At 51.3% G+C, this 25,232-nt stretch carries 22 protein-coding genes; 14 read left to right on the top strand and 8 right to left on the bottom strand.

All coding sequences use genetic code 11. The features are described 5' to 3' along the window. Positions 1–20: 20 nt before the first annotated feature. Both JMI88_RS26775 and JMI88_RS26770 read left to right on the top strand, forming a co-directional pair. Positions 21–473 (top strand): FAS1-like dehydratase domain-containing protein, encoded by a 453-nt coding sequence (locus tag JMI88_RS26775; protein WP_201365024.1) that lies wholly within the window; start codon positions 21–23, stop codon positions 471–473. A gap of 543 nt (positions 474–1,016) precedes the next feature. Continuing rightward, the gene (locus JMI88_RS26770; protein WP_236023078.1) at positions 1,017–1,508 is read left to right on the top strand and encodes a methylglyoxal synthase; all 492 of its coding nucleotides are present in this window, start codon (positions 1,017–1,019) and stop codon (positions 1,506–1,508) included. Positions 1,509–1,703: 195 nt separating this feature from the next. On the opposite strand, the gene JMI88_RS26765 is transcribed toward JMI88_RS26770, so the two are convergent. The 4 genes from JMI88_RS26765 to JMI88_RS26750 all read right to left on the bottom strand — a co-directional run bounded on the left by JMI88_RS26765 (position 1,704) and on the right by JMI88_RS26750 (position 7,478). Next, positions 1,704–3,587, bottom strand: coding sequence for a serine/threonine-protein kinase (locus JMI88_RS26765; RefSeq protein ID WP_201365023.1), 1,884 nt, complete (start codon positions 3,585–3,587; stop codon positions 1,704–1,706). Positions 3,588–4,140: 553 nt separating this feature from the next. Continuing rightward, positions 4,141–4,668 (bottom strand): YqhA family protein, encoded by a 528-nt coding sequence (locus JMI88_RS26760; protein ID WP_201365022.1) that lies wholly within the window; start codon positions 4,666–4,668, stop codon positions 4,141–4,143. Between the two features lie 225 nt (positions 4,669–4,893). Beyond that, positions 4,894–5,568 carry a hypothetical protein gene (locus tag JMI88_RS26755; RefSeq protein WP_201365021.1) on the bottom strand — a complete coding sequence of 225 codons (675 nt, stop codon included), beginning with the start codon at positions 5,566–5,568 and terminating at the stop codon, positions 4,894–4,896. A gap of 122 nt (positions 5,569–5,690) precedes the next feature. After that, complete coding sequence (locus JMI88_RS26750; protein WP_201365020.1) at positions 5,691–7,478, bottom strand: MFS transporter; 1,788 nt, start codon at positions 7,476–7,478, stop codon at positions 5,691–5,693. 244 nt (positions 7,479–7,722) lie between these two features. On the opposite strand from JMI88_RS26750, the gene JMI88_RS26745 reads away from it, so the two are divergent. The 5 genes from JMI88_RS26745 (at position 7,723) to JMI88_RS26725 (ending at position 13,951) form a co-directional block, all read left to right on the top strand. After that, positions 7,723–8,337, top strand: a complete 615-nt coding sequence (locus JMI88_RS26745; RefSeq protein WP_201365019.1) for a TetR/AcrR family transcriptional regulator — start codon at positions 7,723–7,725, stop codon at positions 8,335–8,337. Between the two features lie 196 nt (positions 8,338–8,533). Beyond that, positions 8,534–8,743 (top strand): hypothetical protein, encoded by a 210-nt coding sequence (locus JMI88_RS26740; protein ID WP_201365018.1) that lies wholly within the window; start codon positions 8,534–8,536, stop codon positions 8,741–8,743. Positions 8,744–9,394: 651 nt separating this feature from the next. After that, positions 9,395–9,631, top strand: a complete 237-nt coding sequence (locus tag JMI88_RS26735; protein WP_201365017.1) for a hypothetical protein — start codon at positions 9,395–9,397, stop codon at positions 9,629–9,631. A gap of 161 nt (positions 9,632–9,792) precedes the next feature. Continuing rightward, positions 9,793–11,922, top strand: a complete 2,130-nt coding sequence (locus tag JMI88_RS26730; RefSeq protein WP_201365016.1) for a TOMM precursor leader peptide-binding protein — start codon at positions 9,793–9,795, stop codon at positions 11,920–11,922. Position 11,923: 1 nt separating this feature from the next. Further along, positions 11,924–13,951, top strand: coding sequence for a TOMM precursor leader peptide-binding protein (locus JMI88_RS26725; protein WP_201365015.1), 2,028 nt, complete (start codon positions 11,924–11,926; stop codon positions 13,949–13,951). A gap of 81 nt (positions 13,952–14,032) precedes the next feature. Here the strand turns inward: JMI88_RS26725 and JMI88_RS26720 are convergent, their stop codons facing one another. Then, positions 14,033–15,475, bottom strand: coding sequence for a SagB/ThcOx family dehydrogenase (locus JMI88_RS26720; RefSeq protein ID WP_201365014.1), 1,443 nt, complete (start codon positions 15,473–15,475; stop codon positions 14,033–14,035). A 138-nt stretch (positions 15,476–15,613) separates the two neighbouring features. Here JMI88_RS26720 and JMI88_RS26715 point away from each other — a divergent pair, with 138 nt between their 5' ends. Further along, complete coding sequence (locus JMI88_RS26715; RefSeq protein ID WP_201365013.1) at positions 15,614–15,778, top strand: hypothetical protein; 165 nt, start codon at positions 15,614–15,616, stop codon at positions 15,776–15,778. A gap of 137 nt (positions 15,779–15,915) precedes the next feature. On the opposite strand, the gene JMI88_RS26710 is transcribed toward JMI88_RS26715, so the two are convergent. Together JMI88_RS26710 and JMI88_RS26705 are read right to left on the bottom strand one after the other, a co-directional pair. Then, a complete protein-coding gene (locus JMI88_RS26710; RefSeq protein WP_201365012.1) occupies positions 15,916–17,199 on the bottom strand; it encodes an MFS transporter in 1,284 nt (427 codons plus the stop codon). 57 nt (positions 17,200–17,256) lie between these two features. Then, positions 17,257–17,901 carry an ArsR/SmtB family transcription factor gene (locus tag JMI88_RS26705; RefSeq protein ID WP_201365011.1) on the bottom strand — a complete coding sequence of 215 codons (645 nt, stop codon included), beginning with the start codon at positions 17,899–17,901 and terminating at the stop codon, positions 17,257–17,259. A 228-nt stretch (positions 17,902–18,129) separates the two neighbouring features. Between JMI88_RS26705 and JMI88_RS26700 the strand changes: the two genes are divergently transcribed. Both JMI88_RS26700 and JMI88_RS26695 read left to right on the top strand, forming a co-directional pair. After that, positions 18,130–18,720, top strand: a complete 591-nt coding sequence (locus tag JMI88_RS26700; protein WP_201365010.1) for a TetR/AcrR family transcriptional regulator — start codon at positions 18,130–18,132, stop codon at positions 18,718–18,720. Positions 18,721–18,898: 178 nt separating this feature from the next. Further along, entirely contained in the window at positions 18,899–19,315 is a 417-nt protein-coding gene (locus JMI88_RS26695) for a PPOX class F420-dependent oxidoreductase (protein WP_201365009.1), read from the top strand. Positions 19,316–19,355: 40 nt separating this feature from the next. On the opposite strand, the gene mdlC is transcribed toward JMI88_RS26695, so the two are convergent. Beyond that, complete coding sequence (gene mdlC / locus JMI88_RS26690; protein WP_201365008.1) at positions 19,356–20,939, bottom strand: benzoylformate decarboxylase; 1,584 nt, start codon at positions 20,937–20,939, stop codon at positions 19,356–19,358. 277 nt (positions 20,940–21,216) lie between these two features. On the opposite strand from mdlC, the gene JMI88_RS26685 reads away from it, so the two are divergent. From JMI88_RS26685 to JMI88_RS26670, 4 genes are all read left to right on the top strand, one after another. Continuing rightward, positions 21,217–21,969 (top strand): GntR family transcriptional regulator, encoded by a 753-nt coding sequence (locus JMI88_RS26685; protein WP_201365007.1) that lies wholly within the window; start codon positions 21,217–21,219, stop codon positions 21,967–21,969. Positions 21,970–22,035: 66 nt separating this feature from the next. Then, entirely contained in the window at positions 22,036–23,334 is a 1,299-nt protein-coding gene (locus tag JMI88_RS26680) for a family 4 glycosyl hydrolase (RefSeq protein ID WP_201365006.1), read from the top strand. A 16-nt stretch (positions 23,335–23,350) separates the two neighbouring features. Beyond that, positions 23,351–24,115, top strand: a complete 765-nt coding sequence (locus JMI88_RS26675) for a 6-phosphogluconolactonase (protein WP_201365005.1) — start codon at positions 23,351–23,353, stop codon at positions 24,113–24,115. Positions 24,116–24,121: 6 nt separating this feature from the next. After that, entirely contained in the window at positions 24,122–25,171 is a 1,050-nt protein-coding gene (locus JMI88_RS26670) for an N-acetylglucosamine kinase (protein WP_201365004.1), read from the top strand. The last annotated feature ends 61 nt before the right edge of the window (positions 25,172–25,232 follow it).

Raw genomic sequence — 25,232 nt, 5'->3', positions numbered from 1 at the left:
TTCGCGCAAAGGAGCCCGATATGTTTGATACCAGAAAGATTGGCTATAGGTTCGCTCCCTTCACCTATGAAGTGCAACCGAACAAAATTCATGAATTGACCACGGCGATCGGCGATATGAATCCTATCTACCATAGCCATGAAGCCGCGCAGGCTGCGGGCTATCCCGATGTTCCCATTTCGCCGACGACGCCGACCATGTTTAGCTTCTGGGGCAATCAGCAGCGCGGAACCAGCATGGCGGAACTGGGCATAAATGTGGCTCGTATCCTGCATGGCGAAGAGGAGTATGAATACCTGGCCCCGATCTATCCCAACGATGTACTGACCGGCACTACTACCCTGGTTGATGGCAAGACCCGCCCAGGCAGTGGCGGCCATTCGCTGGATATCCTGACGCTAGAGACGCGTTATGTCAACCAACATAACCAACCAGTGCTGAATACCAGAACAACCCTCGTGGTACGCGAATAGATGCGCCCTTACGGGCGCTCACTTGCTTCCCACTCGATAATACTTCTAAAATATTTTTCGATCTTTAAGGTTAAAAGTGACAGTAAGGGGCAATGCATTTCATTTAGAGATGACAACACGAAGAGAACACACCACGAAAAGAGAACAACCTACGGCTGTGCTTGCTTGACAAATACCCGGCCTATATGATACAAATTGAATGTGAATAACCATAGTTGGTTTTTCAATAGCTAAAATGGCTAACGCAGCAGGTATTCATATTCTCGCGTCTTGTATTGTAGCGAGATTACTACCTTTCGCTGGAACGCTCCTTCCTGGTAACGATACCTCCTTGATTCTGTTCTCTTTGATACTTGCACGGCAGCAAGATAGCAAATAGCTTATATGTGCCCAATTCAACGTGCCGACGTACACATGACTGTTACATGTTCCCTTCGCTAGATCATGTCTGTATTGACTGTTTTTCTGGTCGAATTATGCGGGGACGTCGGTCGGAGATGAATAAAGAGGCACACCTTCTGGTATGCATAAAGGAGATTTCCATTGCAACAGACTAAACGCATTGCTATCATCGCGCATAACAATAAGAAACGCGATATCCTGGATTGGGCTAGATTTAACCGACATTTTCTGGCCCAGCATGAGTTGTATGCCACTGGTACAACAGGCAAATTGTTAGAGCAAGAACTTGGTTATCCTATTCACAAATTGCAAAGTGGACCGCTCGGTGGGGACCAGCAAATCGGAGCGAAGATTTCGATGCAGGAGATTGATGTACTGATCTTCTTTTGGGACCCCCTTGAGCAGCAACCACATGATCCAGATGTAAAGGCTCTCCTGCGCATCGCGGTCGTCTGGAATATTCCTGTTGCCTGTAACCGTGCGTCAGCTGATTTCTTGATTTCGTCTACTCTCATGTACAATGAGTACCAGCCATACCTCCCTGACTACCAGCATTACCTGGAACACAACTTCCAGGAACAGGCTATCGAGGTGAAAACAAAACTACCGTTCCCATTAGGGACAGCTTCGTAGGTGCGCCCCTTGCGGGCGCTTCCTTGCTTCTCGCTCGAAACCGCTCCTGAAAAACGATCGGGAGCGGTTTGACTCGACGCATAACGTTATTATTGTTTATTTCTCGAGATTGAAGGTTAAAAAGCGCCCGCAAAGGGCGCACCCACGAGTTCGTGTTTCTTGTTGCGTTCGATGGCTTGCCTGGTCCTCGTTGCGTTAGCTGGGACTCCAGATATGAATGGTCCTATCACTGCTGCCAGAGGCGAGCAGTTTGCCGTCCGGCGACCACTTGACGGCATTGACTGCGTCAGAATGATGCTGATAGCTATAAATCGTTTTGCCGTTGTTGGCATCCCAGACCTGTACCGATTTGTCGGCACTGGCGGAGGCAATAATCGAGCCGTCGGGCGACCACTGGATAGCGTGAATAGGTCCTTTGTGCTGACCGTAATGAACTGGCGAGATACCAGTAATCGGGTTCCAGATGTCGACGCTGTTGTTGCCACCCCCATAGGCTAGCAGTTTTTTGTTTGGTGACCAATCGAGGGCGTTAATATTGCTGACCGCCGTTCTCTGGTATACGCGAGTTTGCTCGCGCTTCAGTGAGTCTCGATCTCCATCCATTCCGGTTCCGACAAACCACATTTGCATCGAGCCTTCTTTACTGGCGGCGACTATGTAGGCTCCATCCGTCGACCAATCCAGGGCCTGAAGTTGCTGGATTTTACTTTTGTACTGGATCACGAGTCGTCCGGTTTTGACATCCCAGATCTTGATGTTGTTGCCCGCCATGTTGATCGAGACAATAAATTGACCATCCGGTGACCAGGCAAAATAGCGGATAGGTGCATCTTCGAGCCAGGATGCCTGTTGCATACCTGAGTTGACATTCCAGACCTGGATGTTCCCTTCGCTACTGGCCGAGGCGACCATGGGGCGCATCTCTTGCGGTCCCCAGGCGACCATCTGCACTTTGCCTCGATGCCTCTGATAGGTTTTGACGACTTTCCTGGTTGCGATATCCCAGATAGAAATATTTCTACCATCGGCTGCGGTGACTATGTGCTTGCCATCCGCGGACCAGTCCAGGCTCAATACGGGCTCGCGTAGCGTACAGAAGGGTCCGGTGCTCAGTGCCGATGAGGTAAGATTCATTTTTGGACGCAACGAAGATGGAAAGGAACGCACAAATTGTGGATGAGGGGGCGCTGTTCGCTGCGCTTGATCGGCCATCGGACTTATTTCGTTGGTCATATATGCGGTGTTACGCGCTTTTGGCTTCTGATAACTGGCTTGCTCCAGGGCATTAGCAAAATCTGTGATGCGCGGGAAGCGCTGAGCAGGATCTTTGGCCAGAGCCCTAAACAAAGTGCGCTCTACTTCTTCTGGCAGTGCCTGCAACTGATCAAGCAAAGATGGTGGGGGTAGCGTGCGGTGTTTTTCGATGATTGCACTATATGATCCTTGAAATGGTGGACGTCCACACAACCACTCATAGGCCACAGCAGCCAATGCATACTGGTCGCTGGTAATATGGGGTTGATTCATTACCTGCTCAGGTGCCATATACTGGATGTTGCTCAAGGGCATAGGATTATTTTTGGCAGCCAGGTGGCGCACGATGGTGCCAATACGGATGTCACTTAAGATCACGTTGTTCTGGCCGTCCAGCAAAATATTTTCTGGCTTGATGTTCAAATGGGCCAGGCGATGGTCGTGAATGTATTGGAGGGCCTCAGCAAGCTGTTTGATATAAGTAATAACAATGGAGAGAGGTAAGTGCTGCCCATCTCTTAAGCGCTGTCTCAGTGTACTATTAGCGATATCTTCCATCACCAACAATGGCACACCATGCTCCCTGCCGACATCCCGGATCCGTAAAATATGTTCATGGTCGAGTTGGGAAAGTGCTTGCACCTCACGCCAAAACATTTGCCACTCGCTATCGTTTAGCTGCAAATGCCAGATTTTGATCGTCGCCTGCCTGCGCAGTTGTACGTGTGTTCCTCGATATACTTCACTAATACTATTTTGTCCAATAAGGCCTTCCACACGATAATTGCCTAATTGTCGCCCAATAATAAGTGATTGATCTACCATACAGAGGGCCTCCAAAAGTATAGTAATAGGTTTTCCGATCACCTATTTTACGTAAATAATATGATAACGTCAACTATTTTATTTAGCTTGTAAAATATAGTGTTTGCCGCTTGCTTATGCTGAATTTTTTATATCCGTTTCTGCACGCTCGCACAAAAAAGCAACCATTGCAGGTCTGCTAACAGCATAAACGCAATGATTGCCTGAAAGCATATCTATAATTATAGCATTACTTAGCAGTAATAGTGGTCAAATTCTCATCCAATATTAGGAACACTGGATGGTACATTCTCATCTATATGCTCTTGCAAGATGTATTATCCCGCATAATCAAAATGAATCAGCATGTCGTTGTGTTCAGCAGGACCAATGCTGACACTATCAGTTCCGCTAGTTTGGAATTGAGCCCTGATGCACCCAGGATATAGGCCTGGTTACAGCATTAATCAAACGCGATAATACTGTTTATCCAGCTTTAGCGTTAACTACGGAAGGGGGATCAGTGCAGGTCTCGGGTCCAGCTTTTCCATTCAGCAGCTACGCTTGTAGCGTGCTACTCAGGGACCCTTATTGGCTCATGCAAAGGTCCCTGCTCGTCTGGCATATGAGTGGTATCTACTTGCCTGAGAATATAGCCCAGCGCCAGTAAGACGAGGCCAATACCTGCTCCAAGGGTGAGTATATTGGTGTTACCTTTCCACTCGACAACGGAAGCAAGAAAGGTTACGGACAAAAGTACAATGACGACGCCAATCAGCCGGACCTTCAAATCATCGAGAGTATTGATTATCAACCAGGGAAGGGTGGGGAGATCAGCGCCAATAAAAAGCTCATAGAGCCCTAATGCTATAATATAAAGAACCGTGGCTAATAAGAACAGGTCAATGACTTCAATACACGCTACTGCCAGGGGTTTGGCATCTTCGGTGGTAAAAATAGGATGAGTAGCAACCTCTATGGCTAGTTTTACTATCATTGCCGCTCCGTAGAGTAGGAGAATAATAGAGGCTAGTAACGAGCCCGCTACCGCGATCAGGATCAGATAACGACTTCCACTAAGCACGCGTCGTAACACAGGCATTATTCCTTCTCATACACTACAATATATCCACTATCGCTTATGGCAATACATAATCGGCAATTTCCGTCTCTCCTCAACCATCATCATTGGTGGACGCACAAAAAAATTTCCACCGCCGGCGGCATTGCCAGCAGTGGAAACCCTCGACAGCACTGCTGGAGTTACCAAAGTTCCAGGCGCATTTGTCGCCGATTTATTAAGTGTTCTTTGAGACTTTATATAGCCTTATTGCTTATTCAGCGAGAGGGTGATCGTGCCATCTTTCTGGCAGTTGAGAAATTGCAGTGTGGATGCCTGCATTTTTACGGATGCGCAGGTGTATACCGCAGTGGTTCTGGGAGGACGTGGCAGAACACGCATCTGCAATTTATCCTGTACGAGACAGCCACTGGCGCTCTTTTGCGTCTGGAACGTTCGCGTTAATATCGTATCTACGCTACCTGTGGCATAAGTGAACGAGGCGGGGCGACACTGTTGATATGCGCTCCAAAAACAGTTGGCGACCTGTTGCGGATCACCTTGTCCTGGTGAAGCTTTTGCTCCCAGTAGCATGCGTGAGATGCTTCCACAATAGCCTTGAGTTGCTCCCGGCGTACTGGTGGCTACAGCCTGAGAGGCGGGGCTCGGCGTGCTCTGAGCCGGGTGAGTGGTTGTGCTTGCGCTGCCCTGATCGCTGTTGCTGCCACAGGCAGCCAGTGCCAGTACCACCAGCACTAATATGAACATAGTTAGCACTGGATAAACAGGAGCTCGAAAACTTTGTATTTCCATCTCTTTCCCTTTCGCGCTATCCGGCAAACTAGCCAGAATAGTATTGCCGTTGTTCGTTGCGTCGCTTGTATAGCATTGACGTTGGGCAGAAGAATAAAGTTCCCGAAATAATAACAGCGCTGCTTGCATCTTGTTCTGCTATACGTTGTCTCTATTTATGTTGCCTGTCCCAAAATAGAAAAAAGAGCCCTTACCTGTTGAGATAGAGGTAAGGACCCTTTTCTGATTGCTTCGACCATTATTTATGTAGTTTAGCGGACCTGGCTCGAGGTCGGGATCTGCTCAGGATTGCTATCCGTATTCTCGCTCTCCACTGACCCGCTATCCTGCTGTCCTTTGCCACGTAGTAGCGAGGCAATCGCTGCCACCAGGCACATAGCGGCTGAGAGATAGAAGACGTTGTGGATTCCCAGCATGAATGGCGAGGAAATCAAATTGGGGAAGAAGCTATGGCCTAAGAGGTTGCCCTGATTGGCAGCAGGCAATGCAGCCAATACATTATGCGGAATTAAGGTCTGCATCGGGTTATATCCCAGGAAGGCGGCAAACAGTGCCGATGTGGGGGGAAGGTGGGCGATCTTGTCGGAAACGGCGGCGGGCACGCCAGCTGCAGTCAGGCCGCTGGCAAGGGTGTTCGGCAGGGCGGCGGCCAGACCACCAGTAATAATGCTGAAGAAGACGCCGATACTGACAATTGAGCCTGAGTTCTGGAAGGTAGCGCGCATGCCGGAGGCAACACCACGCTGCTCAGGCGGCACACTGCCCATGATCGATGAAGTGTTGGGCGATGAGAACATGCCCTGTCCCAGTCCCAGGAAGAAGATCAGGGCCGCAAACCATAGGTAATCGAAGTTCGCGGGCAAAAATGTGAGCAGGAGAAAACTGACCGCCTGAATGAGCATGCCGGTGGTCGAGAAGATGCGCGCGCCAAAGCGGTCCGATAGATAGCCGCTCAGTGGACCCATCAGCAGGAAGCCTACCATGAGCGGAATCATATAGATACCGGCCCAGAGAGGGGTGACGTCGTAATTGTAGCCGTGCAGGGGTAGCCAGATGCCCTGTAGCCAGATGACGAGCATAAATTGCAGTCCACCACGGGCAATGCTGGCCAGGAAACTGCTGGCGTTGCCGGCCGCGAACATGCGAATTTTAAACAGATCCAACCGGAACATAGGATCGGTAACGTGCAGTTCAATCCAGATGAAGGCGATCAGTAGCAAGACGCCAATGACCAGTGCGCTGATCACCAGAGGATTACCCCAGCCAGTGGGTGAGCCGCCATATGGCTCGATACCATAGGTGATACCTAATAATAGGACCGTTGCGCCGACGGCAAATGTGATGTTGCCGGCCCAGTCGATTTTCTGCTTGCCACGAATGGTTGCGACCTCGCGCAGCATGAGGTAGGCCCAGACGGTTCCCACAATTCCTACCGGGACACTGACCAGGAAGACCAGTCGCCAGCTGAAGTATGAGAGGATACCGCCAAGGATCAAGCCGATCACAGATCCCAGGATCGCTGCAATCTGGTTGATTCCCAGGGCAAAGCCACGCTGTTGTACGGGAAAAGCATCCGTTAGAATAGCCGCGCTATTAGAGAACAGGAAACCGGCTCCGATACCTTGCACAAAACGGAAGATGATCAATTCTAGAGCTCCCGTGTTCCCTGTGCCAGGCGTGAGCCAGAGCAGAATACTGCCGACGGTAAAAATGGCAAACCCCAGGTTATACAGGCGTACACGGCCAAACATATCAGAGATACGCCCGAAGGTTACCAGCAAGGTTGCCGTGACCACCATATAACCCAGTAACATCCAGAGAAAGTAATTGGTTTCTCCGGGAGCGAGTGGGTTAATATTGATACCCTTGAAAATTGCGGGCAGGGAAATTAACACAATACTCGCGTCAATGCTGGCCATCAGTACGCCAAGCGTTGTATTAGTGAGCGCCACCCATTTATAGTGAGGACCTACCGGTCTCTGTGATCGCGACACACGCCGCCTTTCTCGCGCTTCCACATTAGGAGTCGCAGTATCCATGAATGCTCCTTCCTGAGAGGTCTACAGTGCGTGAGGATAATAGAGATATATCAATCACTAGAATAATATTCTAGAATAGTATTCTAGTCAAGGTTATGTTACAATGTTGTGCAAGCAAAATCCTGGCAACCCTTTACACTGATGTGGCGCCACGTTTCCGTATCCACTAGTCTGGCCGCACAGTTGCTATAGATGACGTCCGCACGGATGATGACGGTGCTAAAACAGAGAAGGAGCAATGATTATGGTTGAGAGTACTTCCTATCGCCGTGAGACAACCGCGATGCGCAGACAAGTGATCCTGATGGCGGCCCTCAAATTATTTGCCACCAAAGGCTACACCGAGACTACCATGGAGGATATTCGGCAGTTGTCCGGTGCCAGCACGGGAAGTATTTATCACCACTTTGAAAATAAAGAGAAGCTGGCTCTGGCTCTCTACCTGGAAGGGCGCCAGGATCTGAATGTCAGACTGCAGATTGTCATGAATACTCCAGGGCTGTCGCTGGAAGAGACGGTCAAAGGCCTGGTTTCTGCCTATATCGCCTGGTTCGTAGACAATCCAGATCTGGGCCAGTATGTTATTCAAGCCGATAGCACCGAATATCTGAGCGCCCAGGTACGGTTCCTCCAACAATCATCCGATGCCGTCTCCCAGCACGTGATGGCCTGGCTGCGCCCTATTATCAACGCCAGGCACATCGCTCCTTACCCGGATCAACTCTACATCCCCCTGCTCTTTGGACCAAGCCGGGAATTTTTGCGCCGCTGGCTCAGGTCACGCCAGGACATCGATTTCCACCAGATCCAACAAGAACTGGGCCGGGCTGCCTGGCATACCTTACGCCCCGACCCATAAAACCCGTCCCCATGCCTCTTAAACACGCAAAGTAAAATGCCTTATGCTTTTTAGGGCGTATACCAATATGCTTATTCTTGTGGATGGTATATCAAAACTAAGGGTGTTGCTCTGCATGCAACAGATATATGCAGCCAGTCCAATCCGCACTATGAGGTTAACAACGAGCCTTAAAGCAGCAAAGGATAAAAATAGGATGAAAATTTTTCGTTCATTTCGCGCTGAAGAGATGACAGTTAAAGAGAGTGAGCAGGCACCGCACAGCATTAACTTTGCAGACGATATTATGGAGATCCATCGCACTGGAGGTAATGTCGATATCCGCAAACTGCATCCTGAAATGACAGAACAAGAGGCGGCAGATTATTTACGCACATTGATTGCCAATCATGTGATTCGCCTGTAATATATCCTGGCCCGCTGGCAGCTATGGCTGCCAGCATCCACTTTCACACACGTGCGGGCAACACTCCTTGCTCACGACCTTCCACGCGTCTGTCTCATCACGACCACGGAAATGATACGCTCCCCAAAATCTGTTGTTTGACAATGATTGAAACCTGCCAACATGCCTCATTTTCCTTCGACAATATCGCCAATTGCCAAAAAAAAAGGCAACCTATACCCAGAAAAATGCGAATGAGATACCATCCGCTATCATCGTATGCATACTCTTCACTAGCTAGCCGCAGGCAATTACAAGGACCTTGACTTGTTTCTATTTAATATGTCATTTTAATCTTATATAGTACATTATTTTGCTGTGATTTCTCTAATAATTTATTTTCTGTTCAATTATTAATTAATCCAAAACTCCTGTGTATAGCCCCTGTCCAGCTAGTTTCGTAGGTTGTTTGTAGTATAAAAGCCGAGTAACTCTGCCTGGAATCGTTACAAGCCGAAAAATGTCTGGACCCACAAGCAGTACAGAAAGGAGTGCCTATCATGAATCACAGCGATCATGATGTTCGGGCAAGAGCTGAAAAGCTGTCTAAAGAATTCGTAGATTTCATCGATCTGAGTGACAAGGACCTGGAAGAAGTCGAGGTAGCGGAGGTTGGCGGCATTTACGGTGGCCAGTGTGGCTGTCGCCGCTGTGGCCGCTGTGGATGTCAATGCGGCGGCTGTAGTGGCTGCGGCTGCGGCTGTGGTTGCGGCTGTGGCTGTGGCTGTAATTGTGGTTGCGGCTGTGGTTGCGGCTGTGACTGTGCTGCCTGCGGCTGCTGATCTCCATACTGTTGACGAACAGGTATTGTATGTAGCCGATAGTACAGTAGCGACGTTTCTATGGTAGGTATTGATCTTCGGTTAGAGGAGAAAAGATCACTTGTGGTGAGCAGCGAACCCGCGATCGCGGGTTCACTGCTCACCACAAACTCCCGATAAGCTGCGCATAGATGCGGAGCTTCAGGTAGTACATGATATGTGAATCAGTAGGATAGGTTGGTATTGAAGATGCGGCCAAAATTCCAGTCTGATACTTGCTACATCCCCATACACGATGGGGTCTATCTGCGCAATAATCATGGTGGGCTGATGCTCAAAGGCAAAAGCTTACATGGTTTGTTACAACACCTCATTCCCATTCTCGATGGCAATGCTACTCTTGACGAGATTACTGATGGGCTGGATGCTGGCCGGAAGCAGATGATTGTTAACCTGGTCGAGAAATTATATACCCATCATTTCCTGCGCGATACAGGCCAGGATCAGCCGCAAAGCATTCCTCTGTCTGAGCTAGAAACGTATTCCTCTGATTTTACCTTTATCGCCTCTTTTCAAGATGCTGCTGCTCGTGCATTTATGCGTTTTCTTAACCAGCGCCTGCTGATCATCGGTTCTGGCCTCTGCTTCTCTTCGCTTGTACAGGCCAGCCTGCAACGAGGTATCAGGCACATTGGCGTGAGTACAGAAGACATCGCGACAACATCCGATCTTAAACACCAGGATTTATTGTCAGCCAGCACTCCTGGGCAAACTGTACAGGAAATAGCTGCGCTGCCCTGGGATGATGAGGCCGGGTTGCTACAAATTATCCAGGACTATGATGCTGTGCTGCATGTCTCTGATCAGCCAATGCTGGCACGGGTCCAGCTATTAAATCGGCTCTGTACGCAACAAAAGTGCGTCTTTATGCAGGCGCTTGTAATTGCTGATCATGCCTGGATCGGGCCATTAGTACACCCGACGGCAAACGCTTGCTGGGAGTGTGCATGGCGACGCCTCCAATCCAATCTGGTCCCTCTCGCCAGCCAATTACCTCTTTACGCTTTTGATGCTCAGCCGTCAGTCCTGGCTGACCAGCCACCGGTCACTAAAACGGCAGCTGGCGTGATCGCCAATCGGCTCTTTTTCGAGGTGTTCAAATATTTCACCCAGATTGACAATCTCCAGGATAGTAGCCAACTTATCGATCTTGACCTTGGCACCTTTCAAAGCAAGAGCCATGCATTTCTACCCCATCCCCTCTGTCAGGCCGATCAACATCCGGTCGTCCCAACTGCCCTCCAGTTCCTGGAGCAGCTGCGTTCCTTGCAATGTCATCCTTCAATCGATGCGGATATGTTCTTTAGCTCTATCACGCCCTGTATAAATGAGCTACTGGGAATTTTAACCACTGCGGATGCCGGGGATTTTGTCCAGCTGCCTCTAATGGTCTATCAGGTACAGGTCTCAAATCCTATGCTGCTAGAGCGTCAATACGAACCACTTACGGTCACTGCCACAGGCCTGGATGCTACGACCGCCAGACTGCGTGCTTCCCAGACTGCGTGCGAGTGTTACCTGGCCGAGGTCGTGGATCGGCGGCGCTTGTTGACACTTGAACAGGTACAACAACAGGCACTGCCCACGATAGCGACTGCTCACTTAATCAATCCGTTATGTCCACCGCCAGCACATGAACTGTGGACCTGGGCCTTCAATCTCCATAACACTCAGGCCTGCCTCGTGCCCGCCTCACAGGTCTTCCACGCGCTGCACCATCAACGTGTGCAACCGCGCGGTATTGCATCTGGGATGAATTGGAATGAAGCAGTCTGCCGCGCCCTATTAGATTGGTGCAATTATCTGACCATCGATCAACTGTCGAACTCGCCACAGCCGTATCCGCAGGTTGATCTGACTAAGACGCCGCTGACAGCGGAAGGCACTCATCTTTATCAGCTCTTGAACATAGCATGCGGACAATTCACGGTCTACGATGTGACAGGTCCGCTACACGTTCCGACCTTCGCTCTATGTGTGAAAGACAAGGTCATTGCTTACAGCACACATTGTGATGTGGCGCTGGCGTTGCAAATGGGACTGGAGCAAGCACTGCAGCACTATCAATCCATACAATTTCAGCAGTCTGCATACCCATCTGCGCCCCTGGTAGATTTACCTCGGACCTTGCGTGGTGAACAGAGATATGTGCCAGCCTACTCATGCCCCGCCTCGTGGTCGGATCAGCTTGCATGGTTGGTGCAAACATTGCAATCTCACAAGATCTGTGCCTCGGTGGTGCCACTGGACCACGATCCAGCTTTAGCCAAGATCTTTCCTTATGTAGTGCGTGTCCTTTTGAGCTGGATTGAGGTGTAACATGCAACAGGTCCATACACAGCATACTATTGGCCTGGTGGGACAGGGGAATATCGCACGTTGCGTGCGGCAGCACCTGGAAGAGGAACGGTATCAAATCGTCTCATGCATGCCGGAGGATGCCGCGCAGCAACTGATGGCGTGCAACCTGATTGTTTATTGTAGCGATACCTGGGCACCGCAGGTGCTTCAACAGCTCAATCGGTCCTGCCTGCTGGCACAGCAGCCACTATTGCCTGTATATACCCAATTTGAGGAGGCGATTATTGGGCCCTGTGTAGTTCCCTATGAAAAAGGCTGTACAAGTTGCGCCGAGTTATGCAAATTTGGTACCACTTACACCGGCACTGAACGCGAACTGCTCCATCAGTTCCTCTATCATAAGCTGGCGCCGGTTGCCTTTCAACCCTGGCTATCATCGTTTAGCCTGGAGCTGCTGGGGACCCTGGTGGCCAAAGAGGTCATGGCGTATTTCCAGCAGCCAGACCAGCTACAAACATGCCGGGCGCTACTGTCGATTCCATTGGCGACCCTGGATTGTCAGAGGCATACTTTCCTGCCGTCGACGTCGTGTCCTGCTTGCGGTGAGCTAGCCAGCGATACAGCAGAACAGGCGGTCATTGCCTTGCAATCGCGCCTCAAACAAGATGCCTTTACCTATCGTGCGCAATCGCCGTCGGCCACGGCGGAACAAATTATCTCGACATACGTTGATGAACAGACAGGATTGGTCTATTTCCTGAACGTTGAGCACGATAGAACGCTGCCAATTGCTTCAACAAATCTGCGCCATGAATTACAGGATGGCCCTGAATCCACACGAGGAACTGGTTGTACCTTACGCGTGCAACAGAGTAAAATTATTTCCGTTTTAGAATGTGTCGAGCGCTACGCTGGTCAGTGCCCCAGAAGCAAGCAATCAATGGTATGTGCCAGTTATCATCAACTCATACAGCAAAGGCAGTCGGTACTTGATCCAACCACGTTAGGGCTTCACAGTCCAGCGTGCTATGAGCAGCATGAACAGCAGCATTGTTGCCAGATGGTACCCTACCACCATGATTTAGCGTTCCATTGGGTCTGGGGCTATTCCTTCCAACGCCAGGCTCCTATCCTCGTGCCAGAACAGAGCGTCTATTATGGATTACCACATAACAAAGACAATCCTGAATTTATATATGAAGTATCGAATGGCTGTGCCCTGGGAAATAACCTTGAGGAGGCTATCTTTCATGGCTGCACGGAGGTTATGGAGCGTGACTCATTCCTTCTTACGTGGTATGCCCGCCCTGGCTTGCCGCGCCTGGATCTTGACACGGTAACGGATTCAACTATTCGTTCACTCGTTGCGCGCCTGGAGTATCAAACTGGCTATAAACTGCATGCATTTAATGCCACCCTGGATCATGCGCTGCCATGCATCTGCTTGCTCGGCATCGATGAAGACAATCGGGAAGGCGTGCCAAAAGCTCAGGTGGCAACTGGTACACATCCACATCCCGAACAAGCCTTATTGCGAGGCTTGCGCGAGTTCGCGGCTGTTATGTCTACCGCCCATGAAATGTATCAACAGAGACGCGAGCAGGCGCTTGAGATGCTGGCGGATGCCAATCTGGTCAAAACTATGTATGACCATCCACTCATCTACTATTTGCCCGCAGCCTTTAAGCGGCTTGGCTTCCTGTATCACACACCGCGTAAACAAACCTTTCAGGAGGCTTTTGAGACCTTTTACCGTCAGCCACCAACACAGATGGATTTGAAATATGACATCGAACATCTTATTCAGTACTATCTCCAACGCGGCATTGATACGATTGTGGTCGATCAAACAGCGCCAGAACATATGCACACTGGTATGCGCTGTGTAAAAATACTTATGCCGGGCATGCTTCCTATGACATTTGGACAACACAATCGTCGCATCACAGGTTTTAGCCGCCTGCATCAATTACCCTATACCCTGGGCTACCAGGACCACCCTCTCACCGAAGCCGAAATCAATCCCCACCCCCACCCCTTCTTCTAATAGGTGTGCCCCTTGCGGGCGCTTCTCGTAGGTGCACCCCTTGCGGGCGCTTCCAGCCTCGTCGCACGTGTGGGGGCACACCTACACGTCGTGTTTCTTGCTGCCCAGGGCGAATTCTCCAACAGAAGTTTCCTGGAAATAATCAGAGCCAATTAATCGGGCGAAGAGGTCAGCGTCCCCCAAGCCCAATGCGCAAGGAGCCAGGCCCATAGCGCTGGCGACAAGATACATTGTGGCATAGAGCACACCTACGTCTTTCAGTATCAGCGCATAGGCAATGCTTTGATACTTCCATGAAACTCTTTGAAAGCGGGCTGCAAGCGTGATCAGTACTTGAGGGCGGCTATCTCCTTCCATCGATAGACTGGCATCGATCAGCAATCGTTCAGTATCTTTATCTGGCTCGCGAATCAGGGACAGGGTATGCTTTAATGGATCATACCAGTAGAGTCCCGCGGCTAAGCCTGCGCTGCGGTCAATGGTCAGGTAGCATTCTAGTTCATAGGTTGCGCCTGCGCCGGGATAGGGTCTTTTGGTCAGTTCGCTTTCGCCATATGTATAGATCTCTTTGACGCGCGCGACGCGATAGAGGAACTCACTTAGCTGCGCGATAGTAATGGGAAGGTCATCATCATATTTGCGTATGGAGGCTCGCTTCTCCATCACAGTTGATAGAGCGGGCTCTATGGACTGAACGCGCTCCATAGCGGGCTGCGGTAGTTGTATTGTGACTGGCCATTGCATCTGCTTTATGACTGGTTGGGGAGGCAGTTGATGTAAAAAGCGATACGTACCACCCACCGGGTTGTTATGTCTTCCAGCCCGGCTGCGGCTGTGAAATAAGAGATCATGAAATTCCCACTGCCTTAGTGTGGCATCCTGCTCTTCGCTGAGTTGACCATCGTCCGTCGTAGCGGCGGCAAAATTGCCTATCAGCAGGAGCGTCAGGACGCCTGTCACAGTATCCAACGACTCCTCTCCGAGCATACGGGCAAGCTCACGCGAAGTGATCGCTGTACCAAGTTGATAGAGCAGTTCGGCCACCATCATGCTCTGCACATTGAGCTGTGCATGAGCAAGCGGCGATTCCAGCCAATAAAGCCCGTCCTCACCCCTGTGCATATAAGCGAAACGCGACAGGCGATACTGCTGCTCTGGCCGGATGTTTATCCATTTATGCTGGAATGAAGTTGAGGTTGGATATAATGTTGCCAGGGGCACGGCGCTGGTTTCGCTGGTCACATACATATGGCACATCTGGTGTCGCATTAAGCTGGATAGGTAGCGGTAACAGGTAGTCAACATGCTCTCTTCGTGGACAGCACATATAGTTTCATTGATCCAGCGCATCGAGCAAGGAGCTTGTGCCAGTCTGCTAAACACATGGTGCAGACCAGAACTAAGCGGGGAAATAGTCACCCGGAAATATGGTGACGCTGCGACAATACCCTGCGCCTCATCATGCACCTCCGTTCCCTCGGTTAAGCAATAAGAGATATGTGACGATGCTGGAATGAGGTTCATAGCCAACTCCTCTCTAAATACCGCACTCATGCTCCCACTTTCTGAGCGTCCACTCTATTGTTATGCCGTCGATACAACGACTGCTGAGGTCGCCGCCTACCAGGCGCACTCATTCAAAGAACGAAGGAGTAATCATCAGTGATGCAAACCGCCCACAATCCACGAAAAAAGGACCAGCAGACATCGTCATATGCTGCGATGATGATGTCTGCTGGTCCTTGTGCTCTTGGCTTTATGTTAAACGTTGCCAGTCAGCATGCGCTACTTCCTGCTTTCCCACATCCTTATGACCGCCCCGCTTGATTATAGCTCATGCTCACGACGATTCTCAAGGGTAAAGTTCACATTTATGCTTATTATTTTTCTCAATACGAATCAAATTCGAAAAAAACATACGCAATTGAAACAATTCGAAACCACTTTTGCCATGCATTTACTATTTATTTTTGGCTGGCTTCGCTTTGAGGCTTTAAGGGAGTCTGGGGCAGATAGCGTTCCGCGCGACCCAGGGGCGTAAACAGGAAGCCCACGGGTATTAACATGACCAGCACACCGGCAACGCTATATACCAGCGCTACGTTATGGGTCTGATTGATAATTGCTCCACCGAGCAGGGCTCCCAATGGTATTGCGGACCAGGCCAGAACGCTGGCGATGCTCATTACCCGTCCAAGCATGTGGTTGGGAACAATGGCCTGTCGTAAGCTGCCGGTGTTGATGTTGAAGAGGATGCCACATCCCTGTAACAATCCCACAAACACCAGTGCCAACCAGTACCAGCGCGTGAATGATAGGGCTAGAATAAACAGGCCGTTGCACATCAATGCGATCAGCGCAACCTTGCTGAAGGGCCAGCGTTTGCGTAATTTACCCGCCAGCAGCGCCAGTATGACTACACCGATGCTGCCTGCCGTATAGAGAAAGCCGACCTGGGTGTTGCTGGCGTGCAGACGTTCTTTGGCAAACAGGACCAGCTGCGCTCCCTGGGCTGCCGACACAAAGTTCACCAATGCCATCATCAAGGAGATGTTCCGTAGCACCGGATGTCCCCAGACGTAGCGCAGTCCCTCCGCGACGTCGCGTGCGATGTGTTTGCGTTCCTGTGTTTCTTCCCGGAGTCCATTGAAGCTGGTAGCGATCAACGCAATTGAAAGGGCTGACAATAAAAAGGAGAAGGCATCGAGAAAAACCAGCACGACCAGCGGAACGAAGGCAACCAGCAGACCCGCCAGCACGGGACCCAGAATGCTGGCCGCTGAATAGCTGGCTTGTATGCGTCCGTTGGCCGTCACCAAATCATTCTGATCAACGAGGCTGGGAATGGCTGCGAACTCTCCGGCATCAAAACAGATGCTCAATGTTGTGTGCACAAATCCTACCCCGTATATCCACCATACTGAGAGATGTCCAAAGGCTGCCATCAGCGGGATCGTGGCAATCACGGAGGCACGCGCTATGTCAACGTAGATCATCATCCGCTTGCGGTCTATCCGGTCTGCCCAGGCTCCCAGAACCAGGCCAAAGAACAGGTATGGCAGCATATTTGCCGCCGAAGAAATGCCCAGGCTGAGTGCCGAGCCCGAAATAGTATACACAAGTAGAGGTAATGCAAAAAGGGTGACCGAGCTGCCCAGATTCGAGATTGTTTGACCGGTCCAGTATTTCCAGAAATCCCAATTAATCTTCTTTTGAGGTAGAGATATTTCGTCCTGTTGAACAGTCATACTGGCCTCCTATGCCTTCTTCTTTAAGTTCCCGGTCAATGATGCATATCAAAACAGCTATTCTTGAGTATCCAGGTCTATACCAGCGTCCCGCTGCTCCCCACCGGGACGCTGCAGATAGGGAGGCGCCTGAAAATAGGTGATGGATAATCCATAGACCTGTCCATCGGGATCAGGCTCAGCAGTTGCAAATTCATAAGCCAGCTCAAACAGACGTTTGCTAAACTCTTCCGCGCGCTCACTGGATAGGCGAGCATGGGGAAAACCGGTCTGACAGAATACTTCTTCTTCATTCGCCGCCAGCGTATCTACCAGTTGTTCGCGGGTCTGCGTCAGAAAATTCAGCGTCCTCTCCATACCCGAAGCAACCTCGGGCGGAAAATCAAAGATAAACAGGCGCGCGGTGCGTGTATAATACTTGGCCGTGATCCCGTGTACTAAACGCCGCGCGACAACCTGGGCCAGTCCAGCCGCCTCCAGAACCTGCAAATGGTGCCCAACGGTCCCGGCCGGAATCTTTAGTCGTCCACCAATCTGCTTGGCCGTCAGCGGCTCATACTTAATGAGATCCAGAATACTCATCCGCGTCGTGTCCCCAATGGCTTTAAATTGCTGCGCCGTATTGACCGTAAGGGTAGCCGGCAACTCAGGCATCACAACAGCCCCATTCGCCTCTACAGTCGTATCAGCATGCTTCTCCAATTCTGAACCTGCCTCCTGTCTATCCGTACTGCCATTCCCTAACGTACGATATTTACCGTACGTTATAAATATACCTTTACACCATCTTCCTGTCAAGCACATAACGAGAGAGTTTTTTTATGGGGAGTGAGATGCGCGAGGCTGGCGATATATTGGTTTTCCTTGACAAGCGCTTCATATCTGATTATACTATGTGAGTGAATATTCACTCACATAGAGAAGGAATATATGGGAACAACACGACACAAAATTCTGGAAGCTGCCGAAAAACTGCTGCTCTTAAAAGGCTCAGCACATGTGACCACCAAGGAGATCGCACGTGCGGTTGGTCTGTCTGAAAGCGCGCTCTACCGGCATTTCGATCATAAAGAAGACATCTTTTTCGCGCTTATGGCCGAGCACCTGCCGGTCTTCCATGAGGTGTTCCAGACACATCAGGCAGGCACCGCAACCGTCCGCGAGAATCTTGTGGCGCTCGTGCTAGCGACTGTCCATTACTATGGGCAGCTAATTCCCATGGGTGTCTCCTTCCTGGCTGATAAAGAACTCCTGGAGCAATTTCGCGCCACGACTCAGCCACTAGATATAGGTCCACACAACGTGTTTGAACGGCTTGCAGCCTACCTTGAAGAGGAGCAGCGTCTAGGACGCCTCAGACAGTATCCCTCCGCTTTGACCATGGCGACGTTGTTGCTGGGTCCCTGTTTTCAGCGGGCCTTTAACCAGCAATTCATGGGCTTTGATCCGTTCCATCAAACGGATCAACAGTTCGCTGAGGAGTTGGTGCAGGGGCTGCTTGCCGCGATCCTGCCTTCCTGACCGGGAGCATACAGGAAAAACAATCCTCCTCGAGGTGTGAATGAATATCCTAATATGTCAACCGGATAAACGGATGACAGGCTATACTTTACCTGGAGCGATCGCTGCTCCTGGGTAGAGCTTAAAAACAAGAAGCAGAGAACTCCGAGCAGAGAAACACAAGAAAGAGGAACCTTTCATGAGCCAAAAAGCCACTTACACCACGCGACAGTACCTGACCACCCCAGGGAAAGGTCATACGACCCTGCTGATCAGCTTTCGCCGCAACGGTACAGGCGTCGGCACCCCGGTGGGAACAATCGCCTCGAATGGCAAGCTCTACTTTATGACGCCAGCGAACACATGGAAGGTCAAGCGCCTTGTCCACAATCCGCGCGTCACCCTCGCGCCTGGCAATCGCAAGGGTAACGCACTTGGACCGACAATTGAAGGTACAGCGCGCCGCCTGTATGCCGAGGAAGCTAAACATGCGCGAGACCTGTTGCGTGTAGGCATCGTGGGTCGCTTCTTCGGGATCGTCTTCGATCGCAAATATCCTGGTGACAAAACAGCGGTGTATGAAATTGTGCTGGATAGCAAAGACTCCGATTCGTGATTTCCTCAACGGAGCAGGTAAACTTCAAGACTATACGAACTTAGAGTAGAGACGATCCCTTTTTGTCTACCAGCACCTCTAATACGGTGGGTCGCCCTGCTTGCAGATGCTTCTGGATGGCGGGCACCAGTTCTTGTGGCTGCTCAATACGCTGGACTTCACAGCCAAAGCCCCGGGCGATCTGCGAGATATCGATGCCTGGCAGGTCCAGTCCTGGAATCTTTTCGCCGACCTGTTCGAAACGAGCAAAGGCTTTGAGGATAGCGTAGGTTTCGTTGCGCAGCACGACGAAGAGGATGGGTAGCCGTAGCTGTGCAGCGGTCCATAGGGCCTGGATCGAGTACATGCTGGATCCATCACCAAGTACACAGGCCACTGTTCGATCGGGCAGGGCCAGTTTGATGCCAATAGCCGCGGGCATGGCATAGCCCAGTCCACCACTCCCGGTCAGGTAGAAACTTCCGGGCTTGCTGGCCTTGATATATCTGCGTAGCAGGCCGTTGGTGGATGGGGATTCGTCAAGGACGACGGCGTCTTCCGGCAAGATCCGGCCCAGGGTGTGCATGAGGAACGCTGGAGGAATCGGTGTGCGGGCCTCGGGTACGTCTGGCGCGCGGAGCGGCTCGGGCTTTGCTCGCTCTGAGTGCAGCAGCAGTGGCAATAACTGCTCGACGGTCAGGGCAATATGTCCCACCAGGCTGCGGCCCACCTGGATGCGGGCGGCCTCGTCGGGATCATTAGTGATGTGAATGACGCTGGTGCCCTCTTTGACGATGAGCCCTGGCACATATGGATAATAGTGGAAGACGGGCGCTCCCACGACCAGTACGGTATCATAGCTGGCTAGCTTTTCGGACAGTGGTTTGGCGGCTGGCGGTAGATCGCCTTGAAAGAAGGGATGCGTATCCGGAAAACCAACGCGTCCTGATAGTGGCGCGCGCCAGACTGCGGCGTTGGTGCGTTCGGCCAGCGCGATCATCTGCTCCCAGGCGCCATCGCGATCTGCCTCGGCACCCACTACCAGCGCCAGTTTCTGACTATCTTGCAACTGCCTCGCAACCTCCTGGAGCGCGATAGGATCGGGCGCGATGCGCCACGCGACCTCATGGAGGGCCAGCGGTTCAACCTCAGCATCCCAGTCATCCATTGGAATAGATAGAAAGACGGGGCCGCGCGGCTGCTGGGTAGCCATATGGTAGGCGCGCACAATGGCTGCCGGTACATCCTGCGCCCGCACCGGCTCATGGCTCCACTTAACATACGGTTTGGGCAACTCGGTCGCATCACGAGCAAAGAGTAGCGGCTCCAGAGCCATCATAGCGCGTGTCTGTTGACCAGCTGTGATAATCAAAGGGCTCCGATTATGAAACGCGGTAATGATATTGCCCATAGCATTGCCCACGCCGGGCGCGGTATGCAGATTCACAAGTGCTGCTTGCCCGCTGGCCTGGGCATAGCCATCGGCCATGCCCACTACCGACGCCTCCTGTAGCCCCAACACATAACGAAAATCCTCTGGATAATCGCGCAGAAATGGCAATTCAGTTGAACCAGGATTACCAAAAATAGTTGTCAGGCCAAGCAAGCGTAATAAACGGAACGTCTCCTCGCGCACTGTCGCCATAATATGTTCCTTTCCGACTGAATATCATTCTTCATTTCTTTTATTCTACCCCATACGCCAGCATTCATTGAACTATTCATCCGGGCAATCAGGTCTTAGCGTTCTATTTTTGGGATGTGTATGACCTGATTGCTCCTGAGCGTGTAGATTGACAGGGATGAAGAAGGAGAAGAAAAAAACTGCAAATTTCCCTTGACAGATAGTATCAATCAGAGTATGGTAATTACACCAACTGGTTATGACCAGTTATAACAGGAAGTAGTGGAGGCAGTTGACAATGATTTCGCGACAGTCCGCAACGCCACTCTATCAGCAAATAGAGCAATATTTATTGCAGGAAATTACCTCAGGTGCCCTGGTGGCCCACAGCCGTCTTCCTTCTGAGCGCGAGATGGTAAAGCAATGGGAGGTGAGCCGGATTACGGTACGCCAGGCTTTGAATGATCTTGTCTTGCGTGGCTATCTTTATAGCGTACCTGGCAAAGGATTCTTTGTGGCCAGCAAGCAAGAACAGCCTAATGAGTTTGCGGCGCTACTTAGCTTTTCAGAGGTGGCCCAGGCACACAAACAGGTTCCCCATAGCCGAGTGTTGAAGGCTCATATGATTCCTGCTTCTGCGACTCTAGCCTATCAGCTACAGATAAGTCCCGGCACCGAGATAGTTGAGTTGGAACGCCTGCGTTATCTGGATGGACAACCAGTGGGTATCCAATACAACTGGCTGCCACATTCTCTGTGTCGTGAGATCCTGGAAAATGACTTTAGCGCGGCTTCGCTCTATGGCCTGTTGCGTGAGCAATATGGTCATCAGCTGGCCCAGGGGCGTATGACGATCAGTGCGCGCCTGGCGACAGAGCAGGAGGCTAGCTACCTGGCCCTACCTCAACCAGGGGTTGTGCTGACTGTCGATCAAATTACCTATGATATTCGGCAGCAACCACTGGAAGTCTCGCTGGGCCTGTTCCATCCTCAGCGTTACCCACTGAGCGTGATCCATGGTCAACACGAGACTCAGCTGGCTGGTCTTTGAAATGAATAATCTAATTATTTGATACGATCGCTGTATTGCAGATACAAAAAGTAAGGAGACTAAAACGTGGCACGTATTAAGCTGGCATACATCGGTGGTGGCAGTACACGCGGAGCTGGAACGATGGCTTCGTTTATTCACCAGGGGGAGAATTTTGTTGGCTCTGAGGTCGTTCTGATTGATTTGGATGAGGAGCGGCTACAGATTGTACAAACAATAGCCCAGAAGATGGCCCGGGCCCGGGGATTGGATATCACTATTACGGCAACAACTGATCGGCGCGCTGGCCTACAGGGCTGCGATGCGGTACTAACCAGCTATCGTCCAGGCGGCTTTGAGGCACGCTATCTCGACGAGAGTATTCCGCTCAAGCATGGGGTAATCGGACAGGAGACGCAGGGACCAGGCGGCTTCTTTATGGCTCTGCGTACGATTCATGTCATGAAAGATATTATTCGCGACATGGAGGAGGTCTGCCCGCGAGCACGCCTGTTCAACTATACCAATCCCATTAATCTGGTCTCCGAGGCTGTGACCCATCATTCAGACATCGAGACGTATTCTTTCTGTGAGGGTCCAATCATTTACAACAACCACTACGCACGCCTGGCTGGCGTGGACCCACAAAAGCTGGATGCCGTATCTATTGGTTTGAATCATGGGTCCTGGTCGATCCGTCACCTGTATGAGGGGCAGGACTTTATTCCACTCTTACAGGCGGCCTATGAGCGTATGCGCAACGATAAAAGCGTGCACCACGGGACGTTACGCCTGATGGAACTGGCCTGCACCATGGAATCGCTACCCAGTGAGTATTTCCAATACTATTATTTTAAGGATGAGATCCTGGCTGAACTCCAACAAAAACCTACGACCCGGGCCCAGGATATTCTGGCTCAGGTGGGCGATTATTGGCAGCATTATCGCGAGCAGGCGATAAGTGACACTCCAGAGTTGGATCCTCAGCGTTCACGCGGTGGTATTCATGAGTTAGAGCTGGCTATCGACGTTATGGACGCGATCTACAATGATCGCAAAGAGGTCTGGTATGTGAATATGCCCAATCGGAGCGCGCTGGCGGACTTTCCATCCGATCTGGTGGTTGAGATGCCCGGCTTCGTGGATCAGAGCGGTATCACACCTATGGCCCAGGGACACCTGCCACGCCAGGTGCGGGGACTGGTCGAAATGCTGGGCGAATATCAGGCCCTGGCAGCCGAAGCCGCCTGGAGTGGTAATCGCAAACAGGCAATTCAGGCCCTGGCCAGTAATCCCCTGGTCCTATCAACACATAAGGCTGAGGCTATTTATGACGAGATGGCGCATGCTCTGCGTGCCTATCTACCTGAGCGTCTTTTGAAGTAAGGAGGCTTCCTCTCGTATGCGACTGATCGTGACAGATGATCATGCCGAGATGAGTCGAGTCGCCGGCCGCCTGATTGAGACGGCGATTCAACTTAATCCAACGGCTGCCCTGGTGGTGGCCACAGGCAATACACCACTACAAGCCTATCAGGAGCTGGCCCAACTTGTACAACAAGATCAGGTGGATGTGTCGCAGTTACGTCCATTCCAGCTCGATGAATATCTGCATGTTCCAGCCACCGATCCTCGTTCTCTCTTTGGCTGGAGCAAACGGGCCTTCCTTGATCCTCTCCAATTGCCTGTAGAGCATATGGTGCGTTTACGAGGGGATGTAGCAGACATCCCAGGCGCCTGCCATAGTTATGACAAGGCGGTCGAGGCCACGGGTGGCTTTGACCTGGCGATTCTTGGCCTGGGTCCCAATGGACACCTGGGCTTTAATGAGCCACCCACTGAGGCCGATGCACCTACACGGCAGGTTACATTGACACAAACCTCGCTGACCAGTAATGCAGGCTACTGGGATAAACTGGAAGTGCCTACCCGAGCTTTGACCTGTGGTATGCGCCATCTGCTGGCGGCCCGGCAGATCTTGCTACTCGTTTCAGGCTCCCACAAACGCGACATTCTATGGCAAACAATCAATGGTCCGGTGACATCAGCTGTGCCATCTTCTTACTTGCAACAGGTATCCAATGCCCTGGTGATTGCTGATCGGTCCGCCTGGCCTTATCCCGTTTCTCCTGCTAAGATCGCGCAAGAACAAGACAACGAGAGGTAGGAATCTATGCCGTATATTCTGGGGGTTGATGGAGGGAATACCAAGACTATCGCGCTGATTGCCAGCCTGGATGGCACAATTGTCGGAGCTGGCCGCGGTGGCTTTGGGGATATCTATAATAGCTTCTCGGCCAATACACGGGGATTAACCTCTGAGGAGGCGGCCATTGTCAATATTGAGCACGCGGTCAACCAGGCGCTCCATCAGGCACAGATAGCACCGGAAGATCTTGTGGCCGGAGTCTTTAATATGTCGGGGGCTGATTGGCCAGAAGATTTTACGCTGTTACATACAGCGATGCAGGCACGCCACTTTGGCCAGACGATATTGATTCAGAATGATGCGTTGGGGATCTTACATGCCGGTTCGCTGGAAAATGTGGGAGTATCAGTGGTCTGTGGCACTGGCTGTACAACTGGTGCCCGCGGACCTGATGGCTCCGTCTGGCACGCAAGTTTCTGGCAGGGACCACAGGGTGGCGTCGAGCTGAGTGGAAAAACCCTGAATACAGTCGTTCGTGCGGAATTGGGGCTGGAAGAACCAACCACGCTGACGGCACGTGTGCTCAATTTCTTTGAGATGGATAGTGTTGAGCAGATACTTCACTATCTGACCAACCGCGAAACGCGCACTCGCGGCGCTATACGCATCGATGGTCTGACGCCGATTTTATTCAATGAGGCCGATGCCGGAGACCCTGTAGCCCGACGCGTGGTTCAACAACATGGATGGGCTCTGGGTGATTATGCTGTCGTAGCTGCTCGCAAGGTCGGGATTGAGCATACCGCCTATCCTCTGGTACTGGCTGGTGGTGTGCTGCGCAATAGCTCACCGCTGTTAGCGGACGCCATCGTTGAGCGTGTCCGTCAGACCTCGCCAGATGTACAACCGACACGTGCTCACTACGAGCCCATCATTGGCGTCCTCTTCGGTGCCCTGGATATTAGCGGGACACCGATTACTGCCGCGATCCGCGCTCAGTTGCTCGCAACCCAACCCGACGCCACATTATTTGATACCCTCTCAAATAGCGTGCGCCTTCCAGACCACTCATAATAATCATGTCCGGAGGGGATGTTCACTGTTCCGTCTGTATGCATCTCCCTCCTGGCAACCA

The sequence above is a fragment of the Dictyobacter formicarum genome (assembly GCF_016587435.1).
This window is presented reverse-complemented; position numbering and strand designations above follow the sequence as displayed.

Excerpts from the sequence above, each read along its gene's own strand:
- JMI88_RS26775 (WP_201365024.1), top strand. The coding sequence starts at position 21 with ATGTTTGATACCAGAAAGATTGGCTATAGGTTCGCTCCCTTCACCTAT.
- JMI88_RS26765 (WP_201365023.1), bottom strand. The coding sequence starts at position 3,587 with ATGGTAGATCAATCACTTATTATTGGGCGACAATTAGGCAATTATCGT.
- JMI88_RS26760 (WP_201365022.1), bottom strand. The coding sequence starts at position 4,668 with ATGCCTGTGTTACGACGCGTGCTTAGTGGAAGTCGTTATCTGATCCTG.
- JMI88_RS26755 (WP_201365021.1), bottom strand. The coding sequence starts at position 5,568 with ATGCAAGCAGCGCTGTTATTATTTCGGGAACTTTATTCTTCTGCCCAA.
- JMI88_RS26750 (WP_201365020.1), bottom strand. The coding sequence starts at position 7,478 with ATGGATACTGCGACTCCTAATGTGGAAGCGCGAGAAAGGCGGCGTGTG.
- JMI88_RS26745 (WP_201365019.1), top strand. The coding sequence starts at position 7,723 with ATGGTTGAGAGTACTTCCTATCGCCGTGAGACAACCGCGATGCGCAGA.
- JMI88_RS26740 (WP_201365018.1), top strand. The coding sequence starts at position 8,534 with ATGAAAATTTTTCGTTCATTTCGCGCTGAAGAGATGACAGTTAAAGAG.
- JMI88_RS26730 (WP_201365016.1), top strand. The coding sequence starts at position 9,793 with ATGCGGCCAAAATTCCAGTCTGATACTTGCTACATCCCCATACACGAT.
- JMI88_RS26725 (WP_201365015.1), top strand. The coding sequence starts at position 11,924 with ATGCAACAGGTCCATACACAGCATACTATTGGCCTGGTGGGACAGGGG.
- JMI88_RS26720 (WP_201365014.1), bottom strand. The coding sequence starts at position 15,475 with ATGAACCTCATTCCAGCATCGTCACATATCTCTTATTGCTTAACCGAG.
- JMI88_RS26710 (WP_201365012.1), bottom strand. The coding sequence starts at position 17,199 with ATGACTGTTCAACAGGACGAAATATCTCTACCTCAAAAGAAGATTAAT.
- JMI88_RS26700 (WP_201365010.1), top strand. The coding sequence starts at position 18,130 with ATGGGAACAACACGACACAAAATTCTGGAAGCTGCCGAAAAACTGCTG.
- JMI88_RS26695 (WP_201365009.1), top strand. The coding sequence starts at position 18,899 with ATGAGCCAAAAAGCCACTTACACCACGCGACAGTACCTGACCACCCCA.
- mdlC (WP_201365008.1), bottom strand. The coding sequence starts at position 20,939 with ATGGCGACAGTGCGCGAGGAGACGTTCCGTTTATTACGCTTGCTTGGC.
- JMI88_RS26685 (WP_201365007.1), top strand. The coding sequence starts at position 21,217 with ATGATTTCGCGACAGTCCGCAACGCCACTCTATCAGCAAATAGAGCAA.
- JMI88_RS26675 (WP_201365005.1), top strand. The coding sequence starts at position 23,351 with ATGCGACTGATCGTGACAGATGATCATGCCGAGATGAGTCGAGTCGCC.
- JMI88_RS26670 (WP_201365004.1), top strand. The coding sequence starts at position 24,122 with ATGCCGTATATTCTGGGGGTTGATGGAGGGAATACCAAGACTATCGCG.